Below are 23,317 nucleotides of genomic sequence, written 5' to 3' on the forward strand. Positions count from 1 at the left end.
CCCCATGACGGGCCAAACCATATCGGCCCCCGTGATTTCGGTCATCGTCCCGATCTATGACGTGGCCGATCATGTGGGGGCCTGCATCGCCAGCCTGCGGGCGCAAACCCACAGCGCGCTTCAAGTGCTGATGATCGACGATGGCAGCCGCGATGACAGTGCCGCGCGCGCACGCGCCGCGGCGGGCGACGACCCCCGCTTTACCCTGATCTCGCAGCCCAATGCGGGGCTGTCGGCGGCGCGCAATCGCGGGCTTGAGACCGCCACAGGCACCTATATCGCCTTTGTAGACAGTGATGACCGGGTCTGCCCCGATTTTCTGGCCACGCTGCTGGCCGCGCTGAACGACCACCCCGACGTGCCCTGGGCGGCCTGTGCCATCCGCAACCGCTTTGCCGATCAGACCAGCAATCTGCATTCCGCGATCTATGACGCGCCTGACCCGGTGCTGGCCCCCGGCTGCCAGGTCTTTGGCTTTCGCAGCGCCCCCGACATCATCCGCCATTACCCCTCCGCCTGGAACAAGCTCTACCGGCGCGATTTCATCGCGGATCTGCGCTTTCCCGAAGGGACCTGGTTCGAGGATCACGCCTTTTTCCTGACGCTGGCCCTGCGGGCAGGCGCCATGCTGCATGTGGCCGATCCGCTCTATGAACAGACCCGGGGGCGGGTGGGCCAGATCACCGAAACCGACAGCGACCGGGTCTTTGAACAGCTCTCGGTGCTGGAGGACATCCTGCCCCTGCTGACGGGCAGCGACCTGCCCGACGGGCCTGCCGCCGCAGCCACCCTCACCTGCCGGTTGCTGAGCGAGCGCAGCACCACGATCCACGATCCCACCCGCCGCGCACGTTTTGCCGCCGCTGCGCGCGCCACCCTCGAAAAGCACCAGATCCCCTATGCGCCTGACCCGGATCAGGGCATCGCGGCCAGTTGGGGGCTCGAGCTTGCGGGCCACCTGCCGCTAAGCGTGATCATCCCCTGGGACGGGCGGGACGCGGACGCGCTGGACACCACTCTGGACGCTCTGGCCCGCCAGCGCGGCCCCGGCTTCGAGCTGATGGTCGAGGGACCATCCAAGGCCAAGCCGCGCACCGCAGGACAGGCCATCACGGTGCTGCCCCCCGGCTCCGGGCTTGCCACGGCAAAGGGCCGCTTTGTCGCCTGGATCGAAGCGGGAGATGTGCCCGCCCCCTGGGCGCTTTATGACCGGATCGAGGCGCTCTTGGCTCAGGACGCCGTACTCAGCCTCTCGGCCCGGCACGTGGGCCCCGATCGGGCCGCCCATGCGGGGTTCGAGCCGGATTACGTGCCGGCCAATACCAGCGCCCCCACCCCCTTTGCCGCCACACCGCGCCAGGCGCTGGCCGCGGACCTGTCGCTGTCGGGGGTCGTCTTTGACCGGGCCTTCCTGCATGACCACGAGCTGCGCCCTGCCGCCTGCGGACGTCACGGGGGCTGGCCGCTGGTGCTGGGCGCGCTGGTGCTGGCGCCCCGCGCCGTCTATCTGCCGCAACCCGATGTGGTGCTGCACCCGCAAGGTGACGGACCTGCCGCGCTGATGCAGCCCTATCCGCTGTCCAAATTGGCGCGCGATCACACGAACATCTGTGCCGCTCTGCCCGCTGCTGCAGCCCAGGCGCTGCCCCAGGGGTGGGAACGGCGCTTGCTGGCCCGCGCCTTGCGGCTCTGGCTGCTGGACGGGCCCGACCGGGGCCGCGCAGGGCAGGCGCTGGCACAGCTCTCCGCCGCGGCCCTCATCGCCCGCCGGGGCATGGGGCGCGCCGGGCAATTCTGGCCCGCCGGGTTCGACCCGCAGGTGGGCCCGAAATTTGCCCGGCTTTTTGATACCGCAGGCCTCGCGCGGCTGGTGCGCCCCCGCGAACGGGCACGGCTGGCCGCCGGGGGCAAGCTGCCCGGTGAGGTGCAGGCCGCCCCCCTTGATCTGCGCGACCTTTATCCCCCCCGGCCCATCCATGCCTTTGCGCTGACAGGGCGCGGCGCGGGACTGGCCCGGTTTCAGGTCCGCTTTGATGGCGCGCTATCGGTCGATATCGACTTTTACGCCGGGGACGGCAAAACCGTGCCCCTGCAGATCAGCCTGAACCCCGAGGCGGGCCTGATCATCTGCAACGACACGCGCACCGATGGGCTGTGGCGGCAGGCGCGGCACCATCCGCACCCCTTGCCCCGGACCGAGGTCGAACTGACGATCGAGATCGCCGCCCATGCCAGCCAGACCGCCGTGCGGCTGTGGCTGAACGGGACGCTGGCCTGGACGCTGGCCCCCCGTCGCCTGGGCCAGCGGGGCGGGGTGGCCCGGCTGGACCAGATCACCCATCTGGCCCTGAGGGGCGCCGTCACACCGCTGGACCTGCGCCCTGATCCCGCCCCCACGGGTCTGATGCTGGACGGGCGGCTGAACCTGCGCCTGCCCGGTGCGCTCACGGCCGAGGCCACGTTGCGCATTGATGGCAGTGACGCACCGCTGGACTGTCTGGCCATGGAACTGGCCCCCGGCACCCCGGGCCAGCGGGCGCATCTGCCCGCCCGCGCCTGGGCCGAAGTCGGGCCGGATCAGGCTCTAACCCTGCGCTATTCAGCCCATGGGCAACCCGATCAGACCTTGCCCCTGACCCGGGCCGATCTGGCCGCGCGCATCGCCACGCTCGTGCATCAGGGGCTGTCGGTGGGCGACGCCGACCTGATCCTGACGATCATCGAACAGGTGACACTGGCCGGGCTGACCCCGCATCTGGATGCGGGTGCCCAGGCGGAACTGGCCCGGCTGACCCAACGCTTTGGCCTTGAGGATCTGCTGCCCGGTCTGGTGCGTGCGCCGCGCCACCAGGCCGATCCGTTTGGCGCGATCATGAGCGATCTTGTGGGCCGCGCCCGGCGCGCCGGGGCCGAGGGGTTGCCCTTTGCCGATCTGCCCCGCGACGCCGCCGCAGGGCAACAGGCCGCCCGGGCGTTGGTGGAATCGGCCTTGGCCGCGGGCCAGATGGAGGCACTGTGCAAAGCGGCCGAGGCCGCAGACCTGCTCCCCCTGCCCATAGACGCACAAGACGACGTCTGGACGCTCTCGGCCAGCCTGCCCTTTTTGTGGTTACAGGGGCGCGAGGCGGATGTGCTGCGCAGCCTGCGCTGGATCACCGAGGATCGCACGGGCTGGCGGGTGACCCCGGCCCTGGCCTGGATCGGCGCACGCGCCCAGGCGGGCGATCCCGCGCTCAGCCCCGAGGGGCGCGCTGCCACGCTCGACATGCTGCTGGGCTGGCTGAACCGTGAGGGACAGAATTACTGGGGCCGCAGCGCCTGTGCCGCCCTGACTGACTGGGCCGCCGGTCTGGTGCCCGACCTGGACCGCCTGCCTGCCCCCCTGGACAACCGCGCCATCACCACGCTGATCGCCACCTATGGGTTGAGCCCCGCATTCTGGGCCAAGGTCACGGACGAGGCCCTGCCGCCGCGCCTGGCCCTGGCCCAAGGCGCCTTTGTGGACCTGCAGCGGGCCACCACGCCCCAAGGCAGGGCCACGGCCCTGACGCAACTGCAACGGATGGGCGTGCATGGCATCGCCCGGGCGCGGGTCGAATATCTGGGCCCCGCCGGGGTGGATGTGGCGCCCGGTGCCGCCCTTGATCCCGCTGACCTCTTGCCCGTTGCGGGGCTGGACGATGATGCCATGGGCGCGGCCGCGCTGCGCCATATGGCGGCCCCCGGGGCCACGCCCGCCACGGATGCAACGGCAGATATGGTTGCCGCCACTCTGCGCCGCATGACAGCCGAACAGGATGAAGGCGCCTTTGCCGCCCTGCAACGGGCTGTGCACGACCAGATCACGGACCTGCTGGCACAACCCGAAGACACGAAAAGCGCTTTGTTAGAGCCGCTTTTGGCCGATCTGAGCCTGCTCAACGCCGAAAGCGCGCGGTATCTTGGGATCGGCCTGGCCATGAGTCTGCTGGCCGCCTTGCCCGGGGCTGCCCTGCGACAAGGGCTGGCCGACTGGCTGCTGGCCCAGGACCCAGATGACCCCAACGATCCAACCCAGGAGGTCGCCTATTGGCGCCGCCGCGCGCCGGCGGTGCGCATGGGGCTGATGCGGTTGGGGGCCAGCGCGGGGCTCGAAGCCGATGTTCGGTCCGAAGCCGACGTTCGGCCCGAGGTTGCCGCCATCCTCGCCCGCTATACCCGGATGCCCCCCGGCACCACCGACGCCGATGCCGCCAAGCGGCACCTGCCCCCCCTGCCCGAAATCATGGGCACCACCACGGCCCTGCCCGCCCCTCATCCGCTCAATGATGTGATCGTCACCGTCCTGTCCTGCGAACCTTACCTTGACAGTCGGGTGCCCGCCCTGCGCCAAAGCTGGCTGGCCGACCTTGAGGCGATGGGCATCCCGTATGTCTTTGTGGTGGGCAATGGCGATGGCACGCTGCGCGGTGATATCCTGCATGTGGATGCGCCCGACGATTACGAAGGGCTGCCCGCCAAGACGCTGGCCACCATCGACTGGGTCCGGCGCAACACCGCCCACGCCCATATGTTCAAGATCGACGATGATTGCCTGGTGGATGCGCAAAACCTCTTTGGCGCGCTGGCCTACCGGACCTGTGACTATATGGGCCGCCGTCTGCACCGCGCACCGGGACAGATGGACCGGATCTGGCATCAGGCCAAGGCGTCCTCGCCCCGCGGCAAGCTGGAGCTGGACAAGTCCCCCGAACCCTCGACCTATGCCGATGGCGGATCGGGGTATCTGTTGTCCCGCGACGCGATGGAGGCCGCCTGTCGCGCCGCCGCCAGCCCCGAGGGGCGCGCCCTGCTGCACGCGTCCTTCATGGAGGACAAGCTGCTGGGTGATCTCTTGCAGCTCAGCGATATTTACCTGTCCACGCCGGGCTATATGACCTCGATCCGGCGGCGCACCTTTGGAGCGGCCACGCCGGTGGCGTTCTGGAATGCAGGTTTTCATCCGTCGCGGGCGGCCCCCACGCAACAGGTACATCTGGACACCCATCTGGGGCACGCAGAGGTGCGCGCGCTGCGAAACACCACCGAACTGGCCCCGGCAAAAATCTGGCCCAGTTTTCAGCCCCCGCGCCTGGGCTATCAATCCAACGCGCTGGAACTGATCAGCAGCACCGACACCGTGGACCGGGCGCGCAGCGCCGAGGTGACCGTCGTCGCCGTCATGCGCAACGAGATGTTCATGCTGCCCCAGTTCCTGGCCCATTACCGCCGCTTAGGCGTCACCAGCTTTCTGATTGCCGACAACGTGTCGGATGACGGCACCCGCGAATATCTGCTGGAACAGGCCGACGTGGCGCTGTTCTCGGTCGATACCGATTACAACCTGTCGCAATATGGCGTGGCCTGGCAGCAGGCGATGATGTCCGCCTTTCGGGTCGGGCGCTGGTCGCTGGTGGCCGATGCCGATGAATTGCTGGTCTGGCAGGCAAAACAGACCCAAACATTGCCTGATCTGCTGCAAAGCCCCCGGTTCAAAGGGGCCGAGGCCGCGCGGATCTTCATGCTCGACATGTACCCCCAGGGGCCGCTGGAACAGGCAACCTTCGAGGGCGCCAGCCCCTTTGCCCAGGCCGGTTTTGCAGACCGGGTGCCTTTTGCCGAAAACCCGCTGACGCGGGGGCCGTTTTCGGATCAAAGCCTGTGGACTTCCGCCCTGCGCCACCGGCTGATCCCCGGCACCCGGCCTGATCTTTTTGCCGCGCAAAAGATCGCGCTGTTGAAATACCAGCCCTGGATGCGACTGTCGGCAGGGCTGCACTTTGTGACGGGCGGGCAGCGGGCCGATCAGGATCTCTTCTTTGGGCACTTCAAGTACAACGCCGATTTCTACCGCAAGGCCCAGGCAGAAGTGGGGCGCAAGCAGCATTTCAACAATGCCGAGGAATACCGCAAATATCTGGCCCTCGCCTCAGAGGGACGGGCGGTGATCTATGATCCCGACCTGTCGCTGCCCTGGGCCGAGGTGCCCTTTGTAAAGGATCGCCTAGCTCCTTAGGCCCAACCGCCTGCGCAGGCCGTTTAACAGTCGTCGCGGACCCGACAGGGGCGCACCCGTCTGGCCGATCGCCCATCCCTGGGTCGTCTTGAACCGGGCATGACCGATCTCGAAATTATGGGCTACCTCACCGGGATAGACCGCGCGCAGACGGGCCGCGATCTGCCCCGCCAGGGCGTCGTCCAACGGCGCGCTCAGGCTCCAGGGCAGCAACAGGCCCTGCGACAGCTGTCGCGCTTGACCGCCAAGCGCATCGCGGCGCCACAGACCAAAGACATTGTCCGCCACAGCCCGGTTGGGCATCTGCACGGTGGCGTGGCCCAACCCCATATCCGAGGCGACAAAGCGCTCGCCCGGCGTCAATTGGTCAAACAAGACCTTTGGCCCCACCCCCACCATGTTCTCGGCATTGCGATAGAGCTGCAGATCGTGGTGCACGATGGGCGCGCGCGGGGCCATAAGCGGCAGGATCAGCAACGTATCGAGCAGCGGCCAGGGATGTTGGTGACTGGCATCAATAAAGGCCAGGCCGGCCGTGCCCGCCTCAACGTCGCCCGCCACATCCAGGGCGGTCACGCCGGTGCGGATGTGCACCCGCTCGGCCAGTGGCCCCGCCACCTGCGGCACCAGATCGCCCACTGCGCGGCTTTCGTCGAACCACAGCACATCACGCAGATCATAGGACCGCACGTGGCCCGCAATCCCGTGATGGTCCTGCAACACCGCCAAAGCCGCCGTCGACAGGCCCGTGGCCGTGCCGATCTCGATCACCAGATCGGGGCGGGCGGTGGCCATGCACATGTTCAGCAAGGACAGATCGCTGCCATCCACGGCATAATGCCCATCCGTCCACAGCCCAGCCAGCGTGGCATCAAGGTCAGGCGGCAGGATATAGGCGGCAGGATCAAGCATATGCTTCATTGGGTGTAGTGCCTTTCAAGCTCTGTGAGATGCTGGCCTATCGTCACCGGGGCCTGCGCGTTTCGCCAATAGGCGTCCATGTCGATCTCGCCCGCGACCAGGGCGGCCAACCGATCCTGAAAGGCCTCCGCGTCGCCTGCGGCAAAGGTCATCGCGGCAGAGCCCGATAGCTCCTGCGCGCCGCCCATGTCAGAGCACAGCAGCGGGATGTGCCGGCTGTGCATCTCGATGGCGACCTGGGGCAGGTTGTCGGCCCAAAGCGGCGGCACCAGGCCCACATCGACCCCCTCCAGCAGAGCCTCAAGGCCCGCATGGGTATAGCCGTCATGCCAGTCGAGGGCGGCCAGACGCGGGCCAAGGGCGCGCAGGCGGGCCATGGTCAGCGCATCACCCGCGCGCGCCGCCACCACAAGGCGCAGGCGCGCCAGCAGGTCATCAGGGGCGCTCTCAAGCGCATCAAGCAGGAAATAGAACCCCTTGTCGCGGCGCATATAGCCCAGATAGGCCAGCGTCAGCGGCACATCCCCGGGCGCAGGCAAAGGACGCGGGGCAGTCACGTCCCAGGCGGCGGCCTGCGTGGTTCCGATATAGCAAGTGCGCGCAATATCAGGCTCTATCCCGTGGGAAACGGCAATATCGCGCACCGCATCCGACACACACAGCACCACGTCACAGCCCTGATTGATCGCCTCCACCATCGCCGTGCGGCGCAGCCCAAAGGGAGAGGCCAAGGCAGGCGCCGCAGCGGTGGGCACCGGCGCAGACCGGCGCGCCCGGCGGATCGCCCGCACCAGCCCCAGCGCCCGTCGGCCCAAGGCCAGCACCAGGGCAAAGATCGCATCGTAACGCCGCGAACCAGGCTCTAACCCCGCGGATTTGAGCCTGTAATCCAACCCCGCCGCCATCCGGCCTGCCCGGGGGGCGGGGGGCACCGGCAGACAGGTCTCGCAGGCCCGGCCGCCCTCAAAGTCGGTGCAATGGGCGCGCTCGCGCTGCCACAGGTTCACCTGCGGACAGAGCAGATAGTAGTTGTGCAAGGACATCACGACGCGGGTGCCGGGGCACCGATCGGCCAGGCGCAGCACACCCGCTGGCAGCCCTTCAAGGTTGTTGAAATGGACCACATCAAAGGGGCCATGGCTCTCCAGAAAATCGAAAAACACCGCTTCGGTTGCAGGATGATCGACCTGGGCCGGATCGCCAAAGCTGACATGGCCCGGGGCCATCACCCCGGAATTGACGATCTCGAACCGGCGGGCACGATCCGCGGCGGGGCCGTGGCGCATCGGCTCCCAGCGGGGTGGGCCGGGGCGCATGTCATAGGAAGTGCCACTGGCCAGAAACAGGGTGTCATCGCCGGGCCGGGCCGCCATCAGGTTGCGCTGATACAGGCTCACACCGCCGCCACGGCCCTGCGTGTCGAGGTAGTCGACCCAATTGACGTAAAGGACACGCACCCGGGGCTCAGATCTCTTCGCCCAGCCAGTCTTCTCGACCGATCTGCGTGAAATAATGGACGATGGGGCCGGGCGTGGTAAAGCGGTCAACCACCCGGTTCACCCCTTGCTTGAGCAGACGGCTTTTCATGCGGGGCGAGGGGGCGACGCCCAGAAACTCGCACAGCCTGGTCGGCACGTCCGGCGCAAAGAGGGTGGTGTATTCCAGCGTCAGCACCTGTTGGGGCAGGTTTTGCAGCAATTGGGCGGTCAGATGATCAATGGTGGCCCATTCGTGCCAGCGCTGGGAAATCTGGCGGGGGCGGCCCTCGATGGTCTGAGCCACATAGGCGGCATCCTTGCGGGTCTGGGTCCAGCGCTTGGATTGGACAGCCTTGAGCATGGAGGCCACCTGCGCCAGGCGATTTTCGCGCCACACATGGATGATGCGCAGTTCCGGGTCCTCGGCCAGCGCCTTGAAGACCTCGATGTTGTGACCCAGCATGAACTTGAACCCGCCCTGGGCCGCACCGCTGGCGGCGGCCTCGGCAAAGACGCGGTGCATATGGGCCACCGGATCGCCATCGCGGGTCAGCACGGCCTCGGGGCTGCGGTCCTCTCCGTTCAGGCCCACAACGGCGTGGGGGTTGAACTGTTCGCCGGTGCAAAAGATTTCCGGATGCGAGTGCAAGAGCGACATCAGATAGGTGGTGCCGGACCGGGGCAACCCCATCAGCACAAAGCGGCCCATGGGGGGGCGGTCAGCGGCCAGACCCGATGCGCCGGGCAAGGGCAGCTTTGCCAACAGATCACCTACACGTGCCATTCATATCCCCCTGCCCTCGGCCTGACTGCACTGGTGGCCCACCCGCGGGCCACGGGCGCGTTATTGCCGGGCACGGCCCCCAAGACAACCCGAGGTGTGCCGCTCATTTTTTGGACATGCGTTTAATGTTCTCAAGATGGGCCTCAATAGCATCATTAACGTCCTCAAAGAAACTCAGGCGCCCCTGATGCAGCACGATGCCCGCATCGCAAAAATTGCGCATCTGGCCCATCTCGTGGCTGACCAGAATGGCGCTGGCATGTTCCATCCGGGCCAGAAACACCTCTTGGCTTTTCTTGCGAAAGGCCGCGTCGCCCACGGCCGTGACCTCGTCGATCAGATAGGTGTCAAACTGCACCCCCATCGAGGTGCCAAAGGTCAGCCGCGACTTCATCCCCGACGAATAGGTGCGCACAGGGGCGTTGAAATGCGTCCCTAACTCGGCGAAATCCTCGACAAAATCCACCAGAGCCTCGGTGTCCACCCCATAGATCCGGGCGATAAAGCGCACGTTCTGGGCCCCTGTCAGATCGCCGTGAAACGACCCGGCAAAGCCCACCGGCCACGAGATCGACCCATCCGAGATCACCCGCCCGCTGTCGGAATGCATGGTGCCCGCGATGATCTGCATCAGCGTGGATTTGCCCGCCCCGTTCAGCCCCAGCAGGCCCAGCGACCGGCCCGAGGGCAAGGTCGTGTTGAGGTTGTCGATCACGATCTTGCGCTTGCCTTGCACCCAAAAGCTCTTGGTGAGGTTTTCAAACCGGATCATGACGCCCGTCCTGTGCTGTCCCGATCAACCACGATCACGGATCGAATAGAAGATCAGGCAGGCCACCGCCCAGCTGAGCAGGGCAAAAAGCGCCACAAGTCCCAGGATCACATCGCGCTGGGGATATTGCGAGGTCTCGGCCAGGGTGGGCCGAATATAGGTTGCCAGATAGCGGCTCTGGCGCACCACATTGTCCCGGGCCAGATCCATCGCCGCCAGGGAGGCGCGATAGTTTTCCTCGGCAAACTCACGCTCCACGATCAGCCCCTCGAACTCGGCGATCAGCGAGGGGTAATCCTGTCCTGCAACGCTGCCCTCCTCGCCGCGGGCCACGGCCACCCGTTCGCGGGCCAACCGGTCACGGATCACCTCGATGCGGCGTTGGGCCTGGGCCAGGCGCGGATCGCCCGTGGCTGTGGTTTCGCCCAGCAGGTCCAGATCGATCAGCGCCTGGGCCAGCTGCTGCTGGAGGTTGTTCATCACGCCCATGCGGCCCTGAATATCGGCTGCCGGATCCACGATCTGGGTCCGCGAGCGGAACGAGGTCAGCTCGCTGCGGGCCGCAGACAGGCGGCGCACCGATTCCTCCAGGTCACTGCGAGCAAAGCGCATCGCATCCTCGCGGGCCTGGGCGTTGAGGTCGTTGATCATGTTCTGGCTGTGCATCACGATCTCGGTGGTGATGGCCTGGGCCATCTCGCGATCAAAGGCCCGCACCTGCACCTCCAAAAGGCCCGCCCCCTGATCATGCGAGACCCGCACAATGCGCGTCCAATAGTCCTCAAGATCTTCGATCGAGGCGCCGGGTTCCAGCGCAAAGACAGGGTCGCTGTCCCAGCGCGCGCTGTAATGGGTCCGAATGTCCAGATCTTCGTCGATCTGGCGGATCAGAGCCTGGGACTGGATGAACTCATACAAGATATCGCTGTCGCCCGCGGCACTGCCCCCCGCCAGGGCGGCCAGACCACCCAACAGCTCGGACGCCCCCTGCCCTTCGTCCTGGCGCACGGTAAAGGCCGTGGTCGAACTGTACTGATCCTCGGCCACTGCCCACAGATACCAGGCCGTCACCAGGGCGGGCACGATCACCACGATCACAAAGGACAGGATCAGCCCCCAGTGGCGGCGGCGCATCCGGGCGGGTGGCACTGAATCAGCCGCGCTTGCGGCGGGCGGTTTGCCCGTCTCGGCAGGCACTTGCTGTGGCCGGATCACGATGGATGGCTGGGCTGTCTGGTCCAGGGCCTCAAGCTGTTTCAAGAGCTGGTCTGCATTCCCTTCGGCAGGACGCACGAAAAGCGGCGGCTTTGCCTTGGCCTTGTCGGCAGTCTCATCACTCATATCGCGTTCACGCCCTTGATCACCCAAAGGATTGCCCACAGCAAGGGTTCCTTTTCTGCCGATGTAACATATGCTTGGCATCTCATACCAGTCACGAGCCTGTTGTCATGTCCGACATCCCTTCGCCACACAATCCCGAGGCCCAGATCGCACCCAAGCAGGCGGGAGGCGTCAACAGGTCGTTTGCAACGCTGCGCTCGGTCATGGCGCTGATCCTGCGGGAAATGGCCACGCGCTATGGCCGCTCACCGGGGGGCTATATCTGGGCCATCGTTGAACCCATGGCCATGATCCTGATCCTGGCCGTTGCTTTTTCCGCGCTGGTGCGCACCCCGCCGCTGGGCAACAATTTCATCCTGTTCTTTGCCACCGGAGTTTTGCCTTTCCAGCTTTATGGTGCGCTCAGCAATTATGTGGCGCGGGCGTTGAACTTTTCACGCTCATTGTTGTTTTACCCGGCCGTCACCTGGGTCGATGCGGTCACTGCACGCTTTGCGCTAAACCTGCTGACAGACATTCTGGTGATGCTGCTGCTATTCATTCTCTTTGTCTCGATATCAGACGTCACCCTGTTTCTTGAGGTTGGTCTGATCATCACCGCGGTCAGCCTAGCGGCCCTGCTGGGCCTGGGGGTTGGGTTGGTCAATTGCGTGCTATTCGGGTTCTTTCCCGTCTGGATGAACATCTGGGGGATCCTGAACCGGCCCATGTTCTTCATCTCCGGCGTGCTGTTCATGTACGAGTCCATGCCGCCACACCTGCAGGGGTATTTGTGGTACAACCCCCTGATGCACATCACCAGCCTGATGCGGGCGGGGTTCTATCCGACCTATGACGCCGAGTTTGCCTCTCCGCTTTATGTGGTGTGTTGCGCGATGCCACTGATCTTTCTGGGGCTCTTGCTGCTGGGCCGGTTTCACCGCGAGATTCTGAACCGCTAGGGTCGGTCATTGCCGGGCGCGCGCCCTTGGGCGTCTCACCAGGTGCTATTTATTTTGGGCCTCACCGGGCGCTATTTGTTTTGGGCCTCACCGGCCCAGGCCCGCACCTGGTCAAAAGACACATCCGTGCGCCGCAGCAACCCGTCGCGCAGCGCGCGCATCACAAGGCCCACAAACACCCGCCGTTCCCCCTTGTAGTGGCGCGTCTTGGCCAGCCATTTCAGCGCCGCCGCAGGCCCCGCCAGCACAAACCATCCCCCCGCACAGAGCCGGTAAACCATCAGCAGATTGCGGTAGTGGTAATAGCATTTCCACAAGGGGCGCATCCGCAGATCGCCCTCGGCGCTGGTGGTGAACGCGTGTTCAAAGCGCAAACCCGGATCAAAGAGGATCGTCCCCCCCTTGGCCGTCAGCCCCAGCGTATAGAGAACATCATCGCCATAGATGAACAGCCCCCCATCAGGAAAGCCCGCCCGCACCCGTCCCGCCCGCGAGATGAAAAAACCCACGAAAGAGGTCCCATCAATGTCGGTAGGGTGGTCCGCCGCATAGTCTGCCGCCCCCATATGGAACCCGTCACGCCCCCCGCCCAACAACGTCCGGCGCAGCACCTCGGGTCGCCAGAACGGATTGCGCGACGGCCGGTTCATGTCACAGATCCGCCCATCGGGATGATAGACAGCTGCCGCCCAGGCCTCGGCCCCACTGCGATCCTGGGCATGAAAGGCGGCCAAAGCATCGGGATAGGGGCGTGCATCATCGTCCATCAGCACCATCCAGTCGGGATCATAGCGCGCCGCCGCGTGGCGCATCCCCGCCTCGAACCCGCCGGCCCCGCCCACATTTTCAGGGCTGTGCACCACATCCAGGCGCGGGTTGTCGAGGCTCGCTAGCCAAGCACCCGTACCATCGGTGCTGGCATTGTCGATCACCACGATCCGGGGCAAATCCGCCGCATCCGCCGCAAGCAGACGGGCCAGGGTCACCTTCAGCGGATCAAGCCGGTTATAGGTCACCACCACCGCCACAAGGCCATCAGAAGCCATAGAAAGAGTATCTGGGGCGGACATTTGCGACGCCCTGCACGCAAATTCGGCCTTTGTCAAATTTGCATCCCGTTTTAGCGTGGTTATTCTGGACCCAGGATGGCATTACACAAATATGTCAGCAGACCTTAGAAGACGAACACATGCAGATCGAAGATACACCTCTCGGCGGGCTCAAGATTTTGACTCCTGCTCGTTTCGGCGATGATCGGGGGTTCTTCTCCGAAAGCTGGAATGCCAAGCGGATGAAAGAGGCCGGGCTGGACTATGAGTTTGTGCAGGACAACCATTCGTTGTCGGACAAGCGGGGCACCTTGCGTGGATTGCACTATCAATCGCCCCCCAATGCCCAGGCCAAGCTGGTACGCTGCAGCCGTGGGCGGCTGTGGGATGTGGTAGTGGATGCGCGTACGGGCTCGCCCACCTATGGGCAGTGGTTCGGGCTTGAGCTCAGCTTTGAGAACGGCAAACAGCTGATGATTCCCGCTGGATTCCTGCACGGGTTCGTGACGCTGACGGATGATGTAGAAATCACCTACAAGTGCACCGATTTCTATGCCTCTGCGAGCGACGGGGCCGTGCGCTGGGACAGCTGCGGCATCGACTGGCCGCTGGAGGGCGATCCGATCCTGTCCGGCAAAGACGCGGATGCGCAACCGTTCGCTGCGTTCACATCCCCCTTTGGCCCGGAGGCCGCATCATGAAGATCCTGGTGACCGGCGGGGCCGGCTTTATCGGCTCGGCGGTGGTGCGGCTGGCGATTGGGCGCGGCCATGAGGTCGTGAACCTCGATGCGCTGACCTATGCGGCCTGTCTCGACAATGTGGCCTCTGTCGCAGACAACCCTAACTATGCCTTTGTGCAGGCCGATATCCGCGACCGCGCCGCCATGGATGCGGCGCTGGCCACCCACACCCCCGACGCCATCATGCACTTGGCCGCGGAATCCCATGTGGACCGGTCCATCGACGGACCGGGCGCGTTCATCGACACCAACGTCATGGGCACCTACACCTTGCTGGAGGCCGCGCGCGCCTATTGGGAGGGGCAGGGTCGGCCCGAGGCGTTCCGCTTTCACCATATCTCGACCGATGAGGTCTTTGGCTCGCTCGGCACGACGGGGATGTTCACCGAAACCACCCCCTACGACCCGCGCAGCCCCTATTCGGCCTCCAAGGCGGCCAGCGACCACCTGGTGCGCGCCTGGCAGCACACATACGGGTTGCCCGTGGTGCTGACCAATTGTTCGAACAATTACGGGCCCTATCATTTCCCTGAAAAGCTGATCCCGGTGATCATCCTCAACGCGCTGGCGGGCAAGGACCTGGCGATTTATGGCGACGGGTCGAACGTGCGCGATTGGCTGTATGTCGAGGATCACGCCGATGCGTTGCTATGCGTGCTGGACAAGGGCGCCTTGGGCGAAAGCTATAACATCGGGGGCGAGAACGAGCGGACCAACCTGGAACTGGTGCAGACGCTCTGTACCATTCTGGATGCAAAACGGCCCAAGGCGGCGGGGACTTATGCGGATCAGATCACCTTTGTGACCGACCGGCCCGGTCATGACGCGCGCTATGCCATTGATCCCACGCGGATGCGGGACGAACTGGGCTGGCATCCGTCCGTCACCGTCGAAGAAGGGCTGGAGCGGACGGTGGAGTGGTATCTGAACAACGAAGCCTGGTGGCGGGCCCTGCAAGACCGGGACGGCGTCGGCACGCGCCTGGGCACAGGCTGACATGCCGGTCTGTCGCGCACATGACAAATGGGTCTATTTCGCCCATGTGCCCAAATGCGCGGGCACCTCGGTCGAACATTATCTCGACACCCGGTTCGGCACACTTGGGATGCGCGACACCAGCTTTGCCAAGCGCAGCGCCGCCGAGGCCTGGTCGCTGTCGCCGCCCCAGCACATGCCCGAGGCCGTGCGCCGCGAATTGCTGCCCGACACGCTCTTTGATGCGCTCTTTGCCACGCTGCGCCACCCGGCGACGCGGCTGCGCTCGGCCTTTCTGTTTCAGCGCGAGGTGGAAAAGGCCCTGCCCTCCAACCTGCCCTTTGAGCAGTGGATCGACACCCTGCCCCGCACTCAGTCGCTGGACCCTTATGCGCTGCATGGCCATCTGCGTCCGATGACGGATTTCGTGCCCAAACACGCGGTGACCTTTCGCGTCGAAAACGGGCTCGCGCCGGTGGTGAGCTGGCTTGACGATCTGACCGGCACCAAAGGCAGCCCGCGCAAGATCGGCACTTTCAACGTGCTTCAGGCCCGGGTCAAAACGCCGGTGGAACCGATCAAGCTGACGCCGCCCGTGCTCGACACCATTGCAGACCTCTATGCCGCTGATTTCGAGCGCTTTGGCTATCCCGTGGACCCGAACGATATGCAGGACGACACATGATCCTTGTTTTTGGCACCACCGGCCAGGTGGCCCGCGCGCTGACGGATGTGGCAGGCGACCGCGCCATGACCCAGCTGTCGCGCACCCAGGCGGACCTGTCTGACCCCGAGGCCTGCGCCGCCCGGATCCGCGCGCACCGCCCCGCCGTGGTCATCAACGCCGCCGCCTATACGGCCGTGGACCGCGCCGAGGACGAAGAGGCGCTGGCCCTGACCGTCAATGGCGACGCCCCCGGTGCGATGGCGCGCGCCTGCGCTGATCTGGGCGTGCCGTTTCTGCATGTGTCGACCGATTACGTCTTTGCAGGCACAGGCACCGCGCGCCATGCCCCCGGCGATCCGGTGGATCCGCAAAACGCCTATGGCCGCACCAAGCTGGCGGGCGAGGCGGCGGTGCGCGCCGCGGGCGGGGTTCATGCGATCCTGCGCACCTCCTGGGTGTTTTCGGAATATGGCAACAACTTTGTCAAAACCATGCTGCGCCTGAGCGAGACGCGCGATGCGCTGAACGTGGTCGATGATCAGATCGGCGGGCCGACGCCCGCACGCGGGATTGCCATGGCGCTTTTGACCATGGCCGATGCCCTGCAAGCGGGGCAGGGCGGGGGCACCTATCACTATGGCGGCGCCCCCGACACGTCCTGGGCAGGTTTCGCGCGCGAAACATTTGCCCAGGCCGGTCGCGATGTCACCGTGACCGGCACCCCCACAACAGACTTTCCCACACCGGCCACACGGCCGCTCAATTCCAGGCTCGATTGTTCCTCTTTAGAGACTGATTTCGGCATTATGCCCCCCCCCTGGTCCGAGGATCTGGCCCGTATTCTCAAGGTATTGCTATGACACAACGTAAAGGCATCATTCTGGCCGGCGGCTCGGGCACGCGGCTTTATCCGATCACCATGGGCGTGTCGAAACAGCTTTTGCCGATCTATGACAAGCCGATGATCTTTTACCCTCTGTCGGTGCTGATGCTGGCGGGCATTCGCGAGATTTGCGTGATCACCACGCCCCAGGATCAGGATCAGTTTCAGCGCACTCTGGGCGATGGCAGCCAATGGGGCCTGAGCCTGACCTATATCGAACAGCCCTCGCCTGATGGGCTGGCGCAGGCCTATCTGCTGGCGGCTGATTTTCTGGATGGGGCGCCGTCGGCCATGGTGCTGGGCGACAACATCTTTTTCGGGCATGGCCTGCCTGATCGCCTGGCGGCCGCCGATGCGGTCGAGGTCGGCGGCACCGTGTTCGGCTACCGCGTGGCGGATCCCGAGCGCTATGGCGTGGTGGATTTCGCCCCCGACGGCACCGTGAAGACCATCGTGGAAAAGCCGCCTGTGCCCCCGTCGAACTATGCGGTCACGGGGCTTTATTTCCTCGACGGCACAGCACCCGAGCGCGCGGCCCAGGTCCAACCCTCGCCGCGGGGCGAGTTGGAGATCACCTCGCTTCTCGAGATGTATCTGGACGATGGTCAGCTCAACGTGCAGCAGATGGGTCGCGGCTATGCCTGGCTTGATACCGGCACGCACGCCTCCTTGCTGGATGCGGGTAATTTCGTGCGCACCCTGTCGGACCGGCAGGGCCAGCAGGTCGGCTGCCCCGAAGAGATCGCCTTTGAACAAGGTTGGATCAATGCGGCGGAACTGGCCACGCGGGCCAAGCTCTTTGCCAAGACCCATTACGGCACCTACCTCAAAGGCCTGCTCGACTAGGGACGTTTCGCGCGCGAAACAAACGGGTGTTTATCTGCGGCCCAGCTTGCGGATCTGCGCGATGATCTGGTCGCGCAGGGCAGGGGTCATATCCGGCCCCGACAGGCGCAGCCAATCGCCATCCTCGTCCCAGCTGATTTGCAGGTTTTTCGCCAGGTTCTGATGTACCACGCGGGGCTTGGACGGGATTTCAGAGGGCGGGGCAGTCTGGGTCAGCAGCTGCGCCAGCAGGGCCTGCTCCGCCTCCGGGCTATCGGGCGCATCCTTGGCCAGCGCCGTCCGCATCTGCTCCCCCATGCCCTTATGCGTCTCTAACGCGGCGGAAATCTTCAGCCCCAACCGTTCGCCAATGGCGTGGGGAAAGCGCAGATGCCCGTCCAGTGCCGCCACCAGCGGCAGGAAGGATCGGATTTTTGACCGCTTGGGCCGCGACGCGGTGGCAAAAAGGGTCAGAAGCGCCGCCTTTTGCGTCTCGAACACGCCCTGTTCGACGGCACGCGCCGCAATCCGCGCCCGCTCGTAATAGCTCAGCCCGACGCGGATCTCGTTTTCCTCGACCATGGCCTGATAGGTTTCCGACGCGTCCGAGGGCCGACGCAAAAGCGCCAGAACCGTGCCGTCATGGTCGCCGCGCGCGGCGAGTTGCACAATCGCCTGACAGCGCCGCCAGCCGGAAATCAGGCCGTATTGGCCCGAACCTGTCTCCAGGACTTCGATCGGGCTTTGCTGGCCGCGCGCCGCAATGGACGCCATCAGCGCCTCCATCTCTGCATCATCCACCGCGACCCGGTCGCGCACGATATGATCCAGCGTGATGGCCGAGACGGGCAGGGACAGGACCATGCGGCCCGTCGCGCGCGCCTCGCTGAGTTCACGACTGACATCATGCAGCGCGGCGGTGGTGGCCGCATCGGACGCCACATCGGCAATAGGCGCGCGGGCCAGCATGGATTTGGTTTCAGGGGCGGCACCGAACACGTCCGGGTTGGCGGGGCTCAGGCGTTTGCGTTTGGCCATTTGGGTCTCCTTTGCCTTCCTTTTCGGGTGGTCTGGTTAACCAGTCTTTTCTGCAGCGTGCGCCGCTTCGGCATCGCGCGCCCAGGCCCCCACCAGAAGCTGTTTAAACGCCGCATAGGTGGCATCAAATGTTTCGCGGCCCCGCACATATGTCTCGCGGTTGAAGTCGCGGTAATCGGCCTCGTAGATGCCTTGCACCTGCTCGCCTGCCTGCCCGATCAGGGCCGTGAAATCCTGGCGGTGCGGCGACAGGGTGGGGCCCAGATAGGCCTGCATCAACGCGGCCAGCTCTGCCTGCTGCGTGCCGTCATAGCGGGTGATGACCGCGCGCACCGCGTCCCATTCAAATTGCAGACCCTCACGACCAAGCGCCCGGGCGGCGGTGTTTTCGGCCTCTTCGATCGAGCCAAAAGTTGCGTGCAGCATATCGAAAAACCGCCCCGTGCTGTCAAATTCGAGGAAAGACGCACCCAACGGCACCAGCAGGATATCGGCCGCCGACAGCCCGTTGATCGTGAGGTAGCCAAGGGCCGGGGGCGTGTCGAGAAAGACGATGTCATAGGCGTCCAGGATGCCGTCGGCTTCCAGCGTGTCGGTCAGCGCATCCCACAGCTTCCAGCCCCGCGCGCTCATCCGCCAGACGGGGATCTGGAATTCGGCCCAATAAAGGTTCAGCTGCGCGCCGATCAGGTCGATATTGGGCCAGTGGGTCGATTGGATCAGCGATTGCGCGGTCACATCCAGCGCCTCGGTCAGCGTGTCATCCAGCGGAGTGGGGCCCTCGCCCCGGTCCATGCGCCGCTGGTTCTCGTGGCGCAGGTGGCGGGCATAATGGCGGGCCATCAGGGGAAAGACGGTTTGCCATTCATCGCTGACGGTGCCGCCAAAGATCGAGGTCATCGACCCTTGGCTGTCCAGATCAATCACCAGCACCTTGTAGCCATCCAGCGCCGCGGACATGGCCAGATGGGCCGCCGTGCTGGTCTTGCCCACGCCGCCCTTGAAGTTGGCCACGGCCACCATCTTGGCGGGCTGTCCCTTGGGACGGTAGGGCATGTATTCCTTGGTCTTGGAGCCTTCCTGACCGAAATGCGCCTTGAGGCGCAGCACCTCGTCAAAGGTGAACCATTTGGCGCCGCCTTCCGTCTCTGAGGTGCCCTGGGGCAGGTCGGGGTTCTGCTTGAGCACGCGGCGGAAATGGCCTGTGGCCACAGGGATGAGATAGCGGGTGATTTCCCAGGTGGAAAAGCGGCGGAGCTGTCGCGCAGCGCCTGCATCAATCCCGCGCGAGGCCAGATCATCGCGCCCCCCGGTGCAGGCCTGGGCAATCTCGGCAAAGCGGTTGGTGGTGGTGGGCGGGCCCAACTGGGCCTGGGCCGTGACGGGATCAATGTTGAAATAGGGGGGAAGATCGGGTGAAACTGTCTTTGTGGCCATGTCTCTGCTCTGCTTTATGGGCTCTTCATGTACGCCCTTTTCCCCATAGTATCAAAAAAGGGCGCACATGGAAGCAAAGAGATAACGCCCCTTTCTTTTTCTAAGAAAATCAACGGCTTGTTGGGGTAATTTCGAGGATTTCGGTGCGTTGTCTTATGGATGGCGCAAAAATTCTTCTGAGTTAATCTATGTTATTTATATGTTAAGGGGTTTTCGGTATTTGCATAAGTCTATGATATAAAGCGATTTTCTGCCCTCTTCTTTATTTTAGGCGACTCTGATCCGCCGATAGACCGACTCTGAACCCCCGCTCTTGCGACTCTGATCCGCCGTTGCCCGCCACCTGCGCGCTGGACCGAACCTGTGGATAACTCTAGGCTGGGTGTCACTGAAACCCCGAAAGGAATCGGGGACATAAAACGAGCAGAACAATGACAGGACCTTCCGGGCTTTTGCCGGACCGCCATCCCATGGGCGATTTTTTCGTCTGTGATCTCTTTGGGGCCGCCCCCAAGGACGACCTGGGGTCGATGGAGCATCCGATCTTTTCGCTTTCCACCCGGCCGGATCGTCGGGTGCTGAGCTATGCGCATAACGGCACCCAGGTGACGGTTACCCCAAGTGTCCGGGGGCGCGCCACGATCCATGACAAGGACATCCTGATCTATTGCATCAGCCAGTTGGTCGCTGCCCTCAATGCCGGGCGCACGGTGTCGCGGCGGGTGAGCCTGAAGGCCCATGACCTGCTGGTGGCCACCAATCGCGACACGGGCGGCGACAGCTATGTGCGCCTGCGCGATGCGTTTGAACGGCTGGCGGGCACCCGCATCACCACCAACCTCGAGACCGGGGGCCTTGAGACCACAAGCGGCTTTGGCCTGATCGAGAGCTGGGAGATCCAGCGCCGCTCCAAGGGCGGGCGGATGGTGTCGGTGACGGTGCTCTTGTCCGAATGGCTGTTTCGCGCGGTCGAGGCACGGGCGGTGCTGACGCTGAGCCGCGATTATTTCCGCCTGCGCAAACCGCTGGAGCGGCGGGTCTATGAGCTGGCGCGCAAACATTGCGGCCGGCAGCCCGAATGGCGCATCGGCATCCCGACCCTGCACAAGAAGGCGGGCAGTGCCGCCCCTGTTCGCGTGTTCCGCGCCGCCATCCGCGCGATGATCGCGGCCAACCATCTGCCCGATTATGACCTTGAGGAAGGCCCGGGCGACATGCTGATCGTGCGCCGCCAGCGGGTCATCGAACAGGACGCGCCCCGCCCCAGTGCCGACGCGCTGGAGGCCGCCCGCGCCCTGGCGCCGGGCCTCGATGTCTATGCGCTGGAGGCGGACTGGCGCGCCTTCTGGGTCGAGACGGGCCGCCCGCGCCTGACATCCGCAGACAAGGCATTTCTGGGCTGGGTCAAAACCCGCAGCAAACCCTAGCCCCGAACCTTAGAGCGGTGCGTGCACAAATGCAGGCGCGGACCCATCGCGCAAAAACGCATCCGCCGTGTCCAGTGCCTCGCGGATCGTCACGTCCATGTCGAGATAGCGGTAGGTGCCCAGCCGTCCCACGAAGGTCACGCCCTGCGTCTGCTCGGCCAGGGCGACATAGTCTCTGAGCAGGGCTTTTTCGCGCACTTGCCGGATCGGGTAATAGGGGATGTCATCCGCCCCGCAGGCCCGCGAATATTCGCGGTAGAGGATCGAGCCTGCGTGCTCTTCCCAGGGGGAGAAATGCTTGTGCTCGGTGATGCGGGTATAGGGCACGTCCTCTTCGCCGTAATTCATCACCGCACAGCCCTGGTAATCGCCCTCATAGCGGAACGGTTCGAAATCCAGGGTGCGATAGCCAAGGCGACCCAGCTCGTAATCGAACCAGCCGTCCAGCGGCCCGGCATAGAACACGTGGTCATAGGCGTCCGCCTGGTCGCGGGTAAAGCGGGTGTTGAGGTGCACGGTGATGCCGGGGTGATCCAGGATCGCCGTGACCATGGCGGTATAGCCGTGCTCGGGCATGCCCTGGAACCGGTGGGCGAAATAGTTGTCATCGTAATTGAACCGCACCGGCAGCCGTTTGAGGATCGCGGCCGGCAGGGCGCTGGGGTGCAGCCCCCATTGCTTGATCGTATAGCCTTTGAAGAACGCCTCGTAGAGGTCGGGGCCCACAAAGCGCAGCGCCTGTTCCTCGAAGGTCTGGGGGTCGGTGATGCTGGTGTCGGCCTGTGCCTCGATAAAGGCGCGGGCGGCATCGGGGCGCAGGGTCTGGCCATAGAACTGGTTGATCGTGTGCAGGTTGATGGGCAGCGAAAACACCTGCCCCCGGGCGGTTGTCTTGACCCGGTTCTTGAACGGGACAAAGCGGGCAAAGCCGTTCACATAGTCCCAGACCTGGGCATCATCGGTGTGAAAGATATGGGGGCCATAAACATGGACCATGACGCCGGTGTCGGCATCGCGCGCGGTGTGGCAATTGCCCGCCACATGATCGCGCGCCTCAAGGATGGTGATCTGGTGCCCGGCCTCGGCCAGGTGCCGCCCGATCACCGCACCGGACAGGCCGGCCCCTACCAAGAGCAGTTTCATATCTTTTGCCGCACCGTTTTGCCTGGGTCACGCGAAACGCGTCTGCCCTGCTGTGTGACATGCGTGCCGTGCCCACGCAACTGGGTGGGGTGGGGCCGCAGAATCACCCCGGGGGGTCTCCTGGCGGTGGGCCGCGGCAGGGGATGCCAGCATAGGTTGAAGGTTCGGGCGGATTCCTGCCTTTGTGAGCTATTGCGCAGAGGCGGCGCCTGGCCTGTGCAGCATTGTGCAAAATCGTCGCCATCTGCCTGCCCTGCTGGCCCTTCAGGCTTGTGGCATCCTTGCAAGTTTGCCTGAAAATCCATCTTTTCGCCCAAAACCCGCCGCAGGGGTGCCTAGCATAAGGGCGCATAGACACTTAAAGTGGCACCATAGGGTGAATTGGGTACGAGAGTGAGACGATGCGGTTCGAAATCGTCGGCAAGGACGATGCAGAAAGCGGGATGTGCCACGGACGGTGGGCGGTTGCCCTGCGGGCGCTGTGCCTGTGTGCCGCTATTGGATATGTCGGGCTTGTGGCCATGACCCCGGCCGCCTCTGCCAATCAGCGCCAATATGCGGTTGTCGCCCTGACCTGCGACGCCGATCTGCGTCTGTGCCGCGCCCTGGTGCAGGTGCTGATGCAAACGGGGCCGCGCGGCCATCTTTACCGGATCAACCCTGACCCCAAACCGCCGCAGGCCTTTGACCTGCGTCTGGAAACCGATGCCACGGGGGCGGCCCATCTGGCCTGGCCATCGGGCAACGGTGACCCTGTTGCCCGCCAGGGCCGGACCGAGGCCGAATTTGCCCGTCATATCGTCGCGGCCAGCCCCGGGCTGCCCCGCGCCCTGAAACACGCTTTGTAGCTGCCATTTCCA

18 protein-coding genes are annotated in these 23,317 nt (G+C 64.6%); 9 read left to right on the forward strand and 9 right to left on the reverse strand.

The window, feature by feature from the left end; translation table 11 throughout:
• Positions 1–4 precede the first annotated feature (4 nt).
• On the forward strand, positions 5–6,034 hold the full coding sequence (locus tag Q1A44_RS19630) for a glycosyltransferase (RefSeq protein ID WP_299628643.1): 6,030 nt from the start codon (positions 5–7) through the stop codon (positions 6,032–6,034).
• On the opposite strand, the gene Q1A44_RS19635 is transcribed toward Q1A44_RS19630, so the two are convergent.
• The 5 genes from Q1A44_RS19635 to Q1A44_RS19655 all read right to left on the reverse strand — a co-directional run bounded on the left by Q1A44_RS19635 (position 6,023) and on the right by Q1A44_RS19655 (position 11,330).
• A complete protein-coding gene (locus Q1A44_RS19635) occupies positions 6,023–6,955 on the reverse strand; it encodes a class I SAM-dependent methyltransferase (RefSeq protein WP_299628645.1) in 933 nt (310 codons plus the stop codon). The two genes, Q1A44_RS19630 and Q1A44_RS19635, sit on opposite strands and share 12 nt — an antisense overlap.
• Positions 6,952–8,412 carry a glycosyltransferase gene (locus Q1A44_RS19640; RefSeq protein ID WP_299628647.1) on the reverse strand — a complete coding sequence of 487 codons (1,461 nt, stop codon included), beginning with the start codon at positions 8,410–8,412 and terminating at the stop codon, positions 6,952–6,954. The genes Q1A44_RS19635 and Q1A44_RS19640 overlap by 4 nt, the downstream gene beginning before the upstream one ends.
• Positions 8,413–8,419: 7 nt before the next feature.
• Positions 8,420–9,217, reverse strand: a complete 798-nt coding sequence (locus Q1A44_RS19645) for a sulfotransferase (protein ID WP_299628649.1) — start codon at positions 9,215–9,217, stop codon at positions 8,420–8,422.
• Positions 9,218–9,320: 103 nt separating this feature from the next.
• Positions 9,321–9,989 (reverse strand): ABC transporter ATP-binding protein, encoded by a 669-nt coding sequence (locus Q1A44_RS19650; RefSeq protein ID WP_299628651.1) that lies wholly within the window; start codon positions 9,987–9,989, stop codon positions 9,321–9,323.
• A gap of 24 nt (positions 9,990–10,013) precedes the next feature.
• Positions 10,014–11,330: a sugar transporter gene (locus Q1A44_RS19655; protein ID WP_299628653.1), complete on the reverse strand. Its 1,317-nt coding sequence runs from the start codon at positions 11,328–11,330 to the stop codon at positions 10,014–10,016.
• A 107-nt stretch (positions 11,331–11,437) separates the two neighbouring features.
• Here Q1A44_RS19655 and Q1A44_RS19660 point away from each other — a divergent pair, with 107 nt between their 5' ends.
• A complete protein-coding gene (locus tag Q1A44_RS19660; protein WP_299628655.1) occupies positions 11,438–12,271 on the forward strand; it encodes an ABC transporter permease in 834 nt (277 codons plus the stop codon).
• Positions 12,272–12,342: 71 nt separating this feature from the next.
• Here Q1A44_RS19660 and Q1A44_RS19665 read toward each other — a convergent pair whose 3' ends face one another.
• Positions 12,343–13,341, reverse strand: coding sequence for a glycosyltransferase (locus tag Q1A44_RS19665; protein ID WP_299628657.1), 999 nt, complete (start codon positions 13,339–13,341; stop codon positions 12,343–12,345).
• Between the two features lie 119 nt (positions 13,342–13,460).
• Here Q1A44_RS19665 and rfbC point away from each other — a divergent pair, with 119 nt between their 5' ends.
• From rfbC to rfbA, 5 genes are read left to right on the forward strand one after another with little or no spacing between them, the layout of a single operon-like run.
• On the forward strand, positions 13,461–14,021 hold the full coding sequence (rfbC, locus tag Q1A44_RS19670; RefSeq protein WP_299628659.1) for a dTDP-4-dehydrorhamnose 3,5-epimerase: 561 nt from the start codon (positions 13,461–13,463) through the stop codon (positions 14,019–14,021).
• Complete coding sequence (rfbB, locus tag Q1A44_RS19675) at positions 14,018–15,058, forward strand: dTDP-glucose 4,6-dehydratase (protein ID WP_299628661.1); 1,041 nt, start codon at positions 14,018–14,020, stop codon at positions 15,056–15,058. The genes rfbC and rfbB overlap by 4 nt, the downstream gene beginning before the upstream one ends.
• Position 15,059: 1 nt before the next feature.
• Complete coding sequence (locus Q1A44_RS19680) at positions 15,060–15,722, forward strand: sulfotransferase family 2 domain-containing protein (RefSeq protein WP_299628663.1); 663 nt, start codon at positions 15,060–15,062, stop codon at positions 15,720–15,722.
• A complete protein-coding gene (gene rfbD, locus Q1A44_RS19685; protein ID WP_299628665.1) occupies positions 15,719–16,564 on the forward strand; it encodes a dTDP-4-dehydrorhamnose reductase in 846 nt (281 codons plus the stop codon). The genes Q1A44_RS19680 and rfbD overlap by 4 nt, the downstream gene beginning before the upstream one ends.
• Entirely contained in the window at positions 16,561–17,433 is an 873-nt protein-coding gene (gene rfbA, locus Q1A44_RS19690; protein WP_299628667.1) for a glucose-1-phosphate thymidylyltransferase RfbA, read from the forward strand. Before rfbD ends, rfbA begins: the two co-directional genes overlap by 4 nt.
• A gap of 30 nt (positions 17,434–17,463) precedes the next feature.
• On the opposite strand, the gene Q1A44_RS19695 is transcribed toward rfbA, so the two are convergent.
• A complete protein-coding gene (locus tag Q1A44_RS19695) occupies positions 17,464–18,450 on the reverse strand; it encodes a ParB N-terminal domain-containing protein (RefSeq protein ID WP_299628669.1) in 987 nt (328 codons plus the stop codon).
• 36 nt (positions 18,451–18,486) lie between these two features.
• On the reverse strand, positions 18,487–19,887 hold the full coding sequence (locus Q1A44_RS19700; protein WP_299628671.1) for an AAA family ATPase: 1,401 nt from the start codon (positions 19,885–19,887) through the stop codon (positions 18,487–18,489).
• A 431-nt stretch (positions 19,888–20,318) separates the two neighbouring features.
• Between Q1A44_RS19700 and Q1A44_RS19705 the strand changes: the two genes are divergently transcribed.
• Entirely contained in the window at positions 20,319–21,314 is a 996-nt protein-coding gene (locus Q1A44_RS19705) for a replication initiator protein A (RefSeq protein ID WP_299628673.1), read from the forward strand.
• Positions 21,315–21,323: 9 nt separating this feature from the next.
• Here the strand turns inward: Q1A44_RS19705 and glf are convergent, their stop codons facing one another.
• Positions 21,324–22,457: a UDP-galactopyranose mutase gene (glf, locus tag Q1A44_RS19710; protein ID WP_299628675.1), complete on the reverse strand. Its 1,134-nt coding sequence runs from the start codon at positions 22,455–22,457 to the stop codon at positions 21,324–21,326.
• A gap of 401 nt (positions 22,458–22,858) precedes the next feature.
• Here glf and Q1A44_RS19715 point away from each other — a divergent pair, with 401 nt between their 5' ends.
• On the forward strand, positions 22,859–23,305 hold the full coding sequence (locus Q1A44_RS19715) for a hypothetical protein (RefSeq protein ID WP_299628677.1): 447 nt from the start codon (positions 22,859–22,861) through the stop codon (positions 23,303–23,305).
• The last annotated feature ends 12 nt before the right edge of the window (positions 23,306–23,317 follow it).

The sequence above is a fragment of the uncultured Tateyamaria sp. genome, from assembly GCF_947503705.1.
Lineage (GTDB): Bacteria > Pseudomonadota > Alphaproteobacteria > Rhodobacterales > Rhodobacteraceae > Tateyamaria.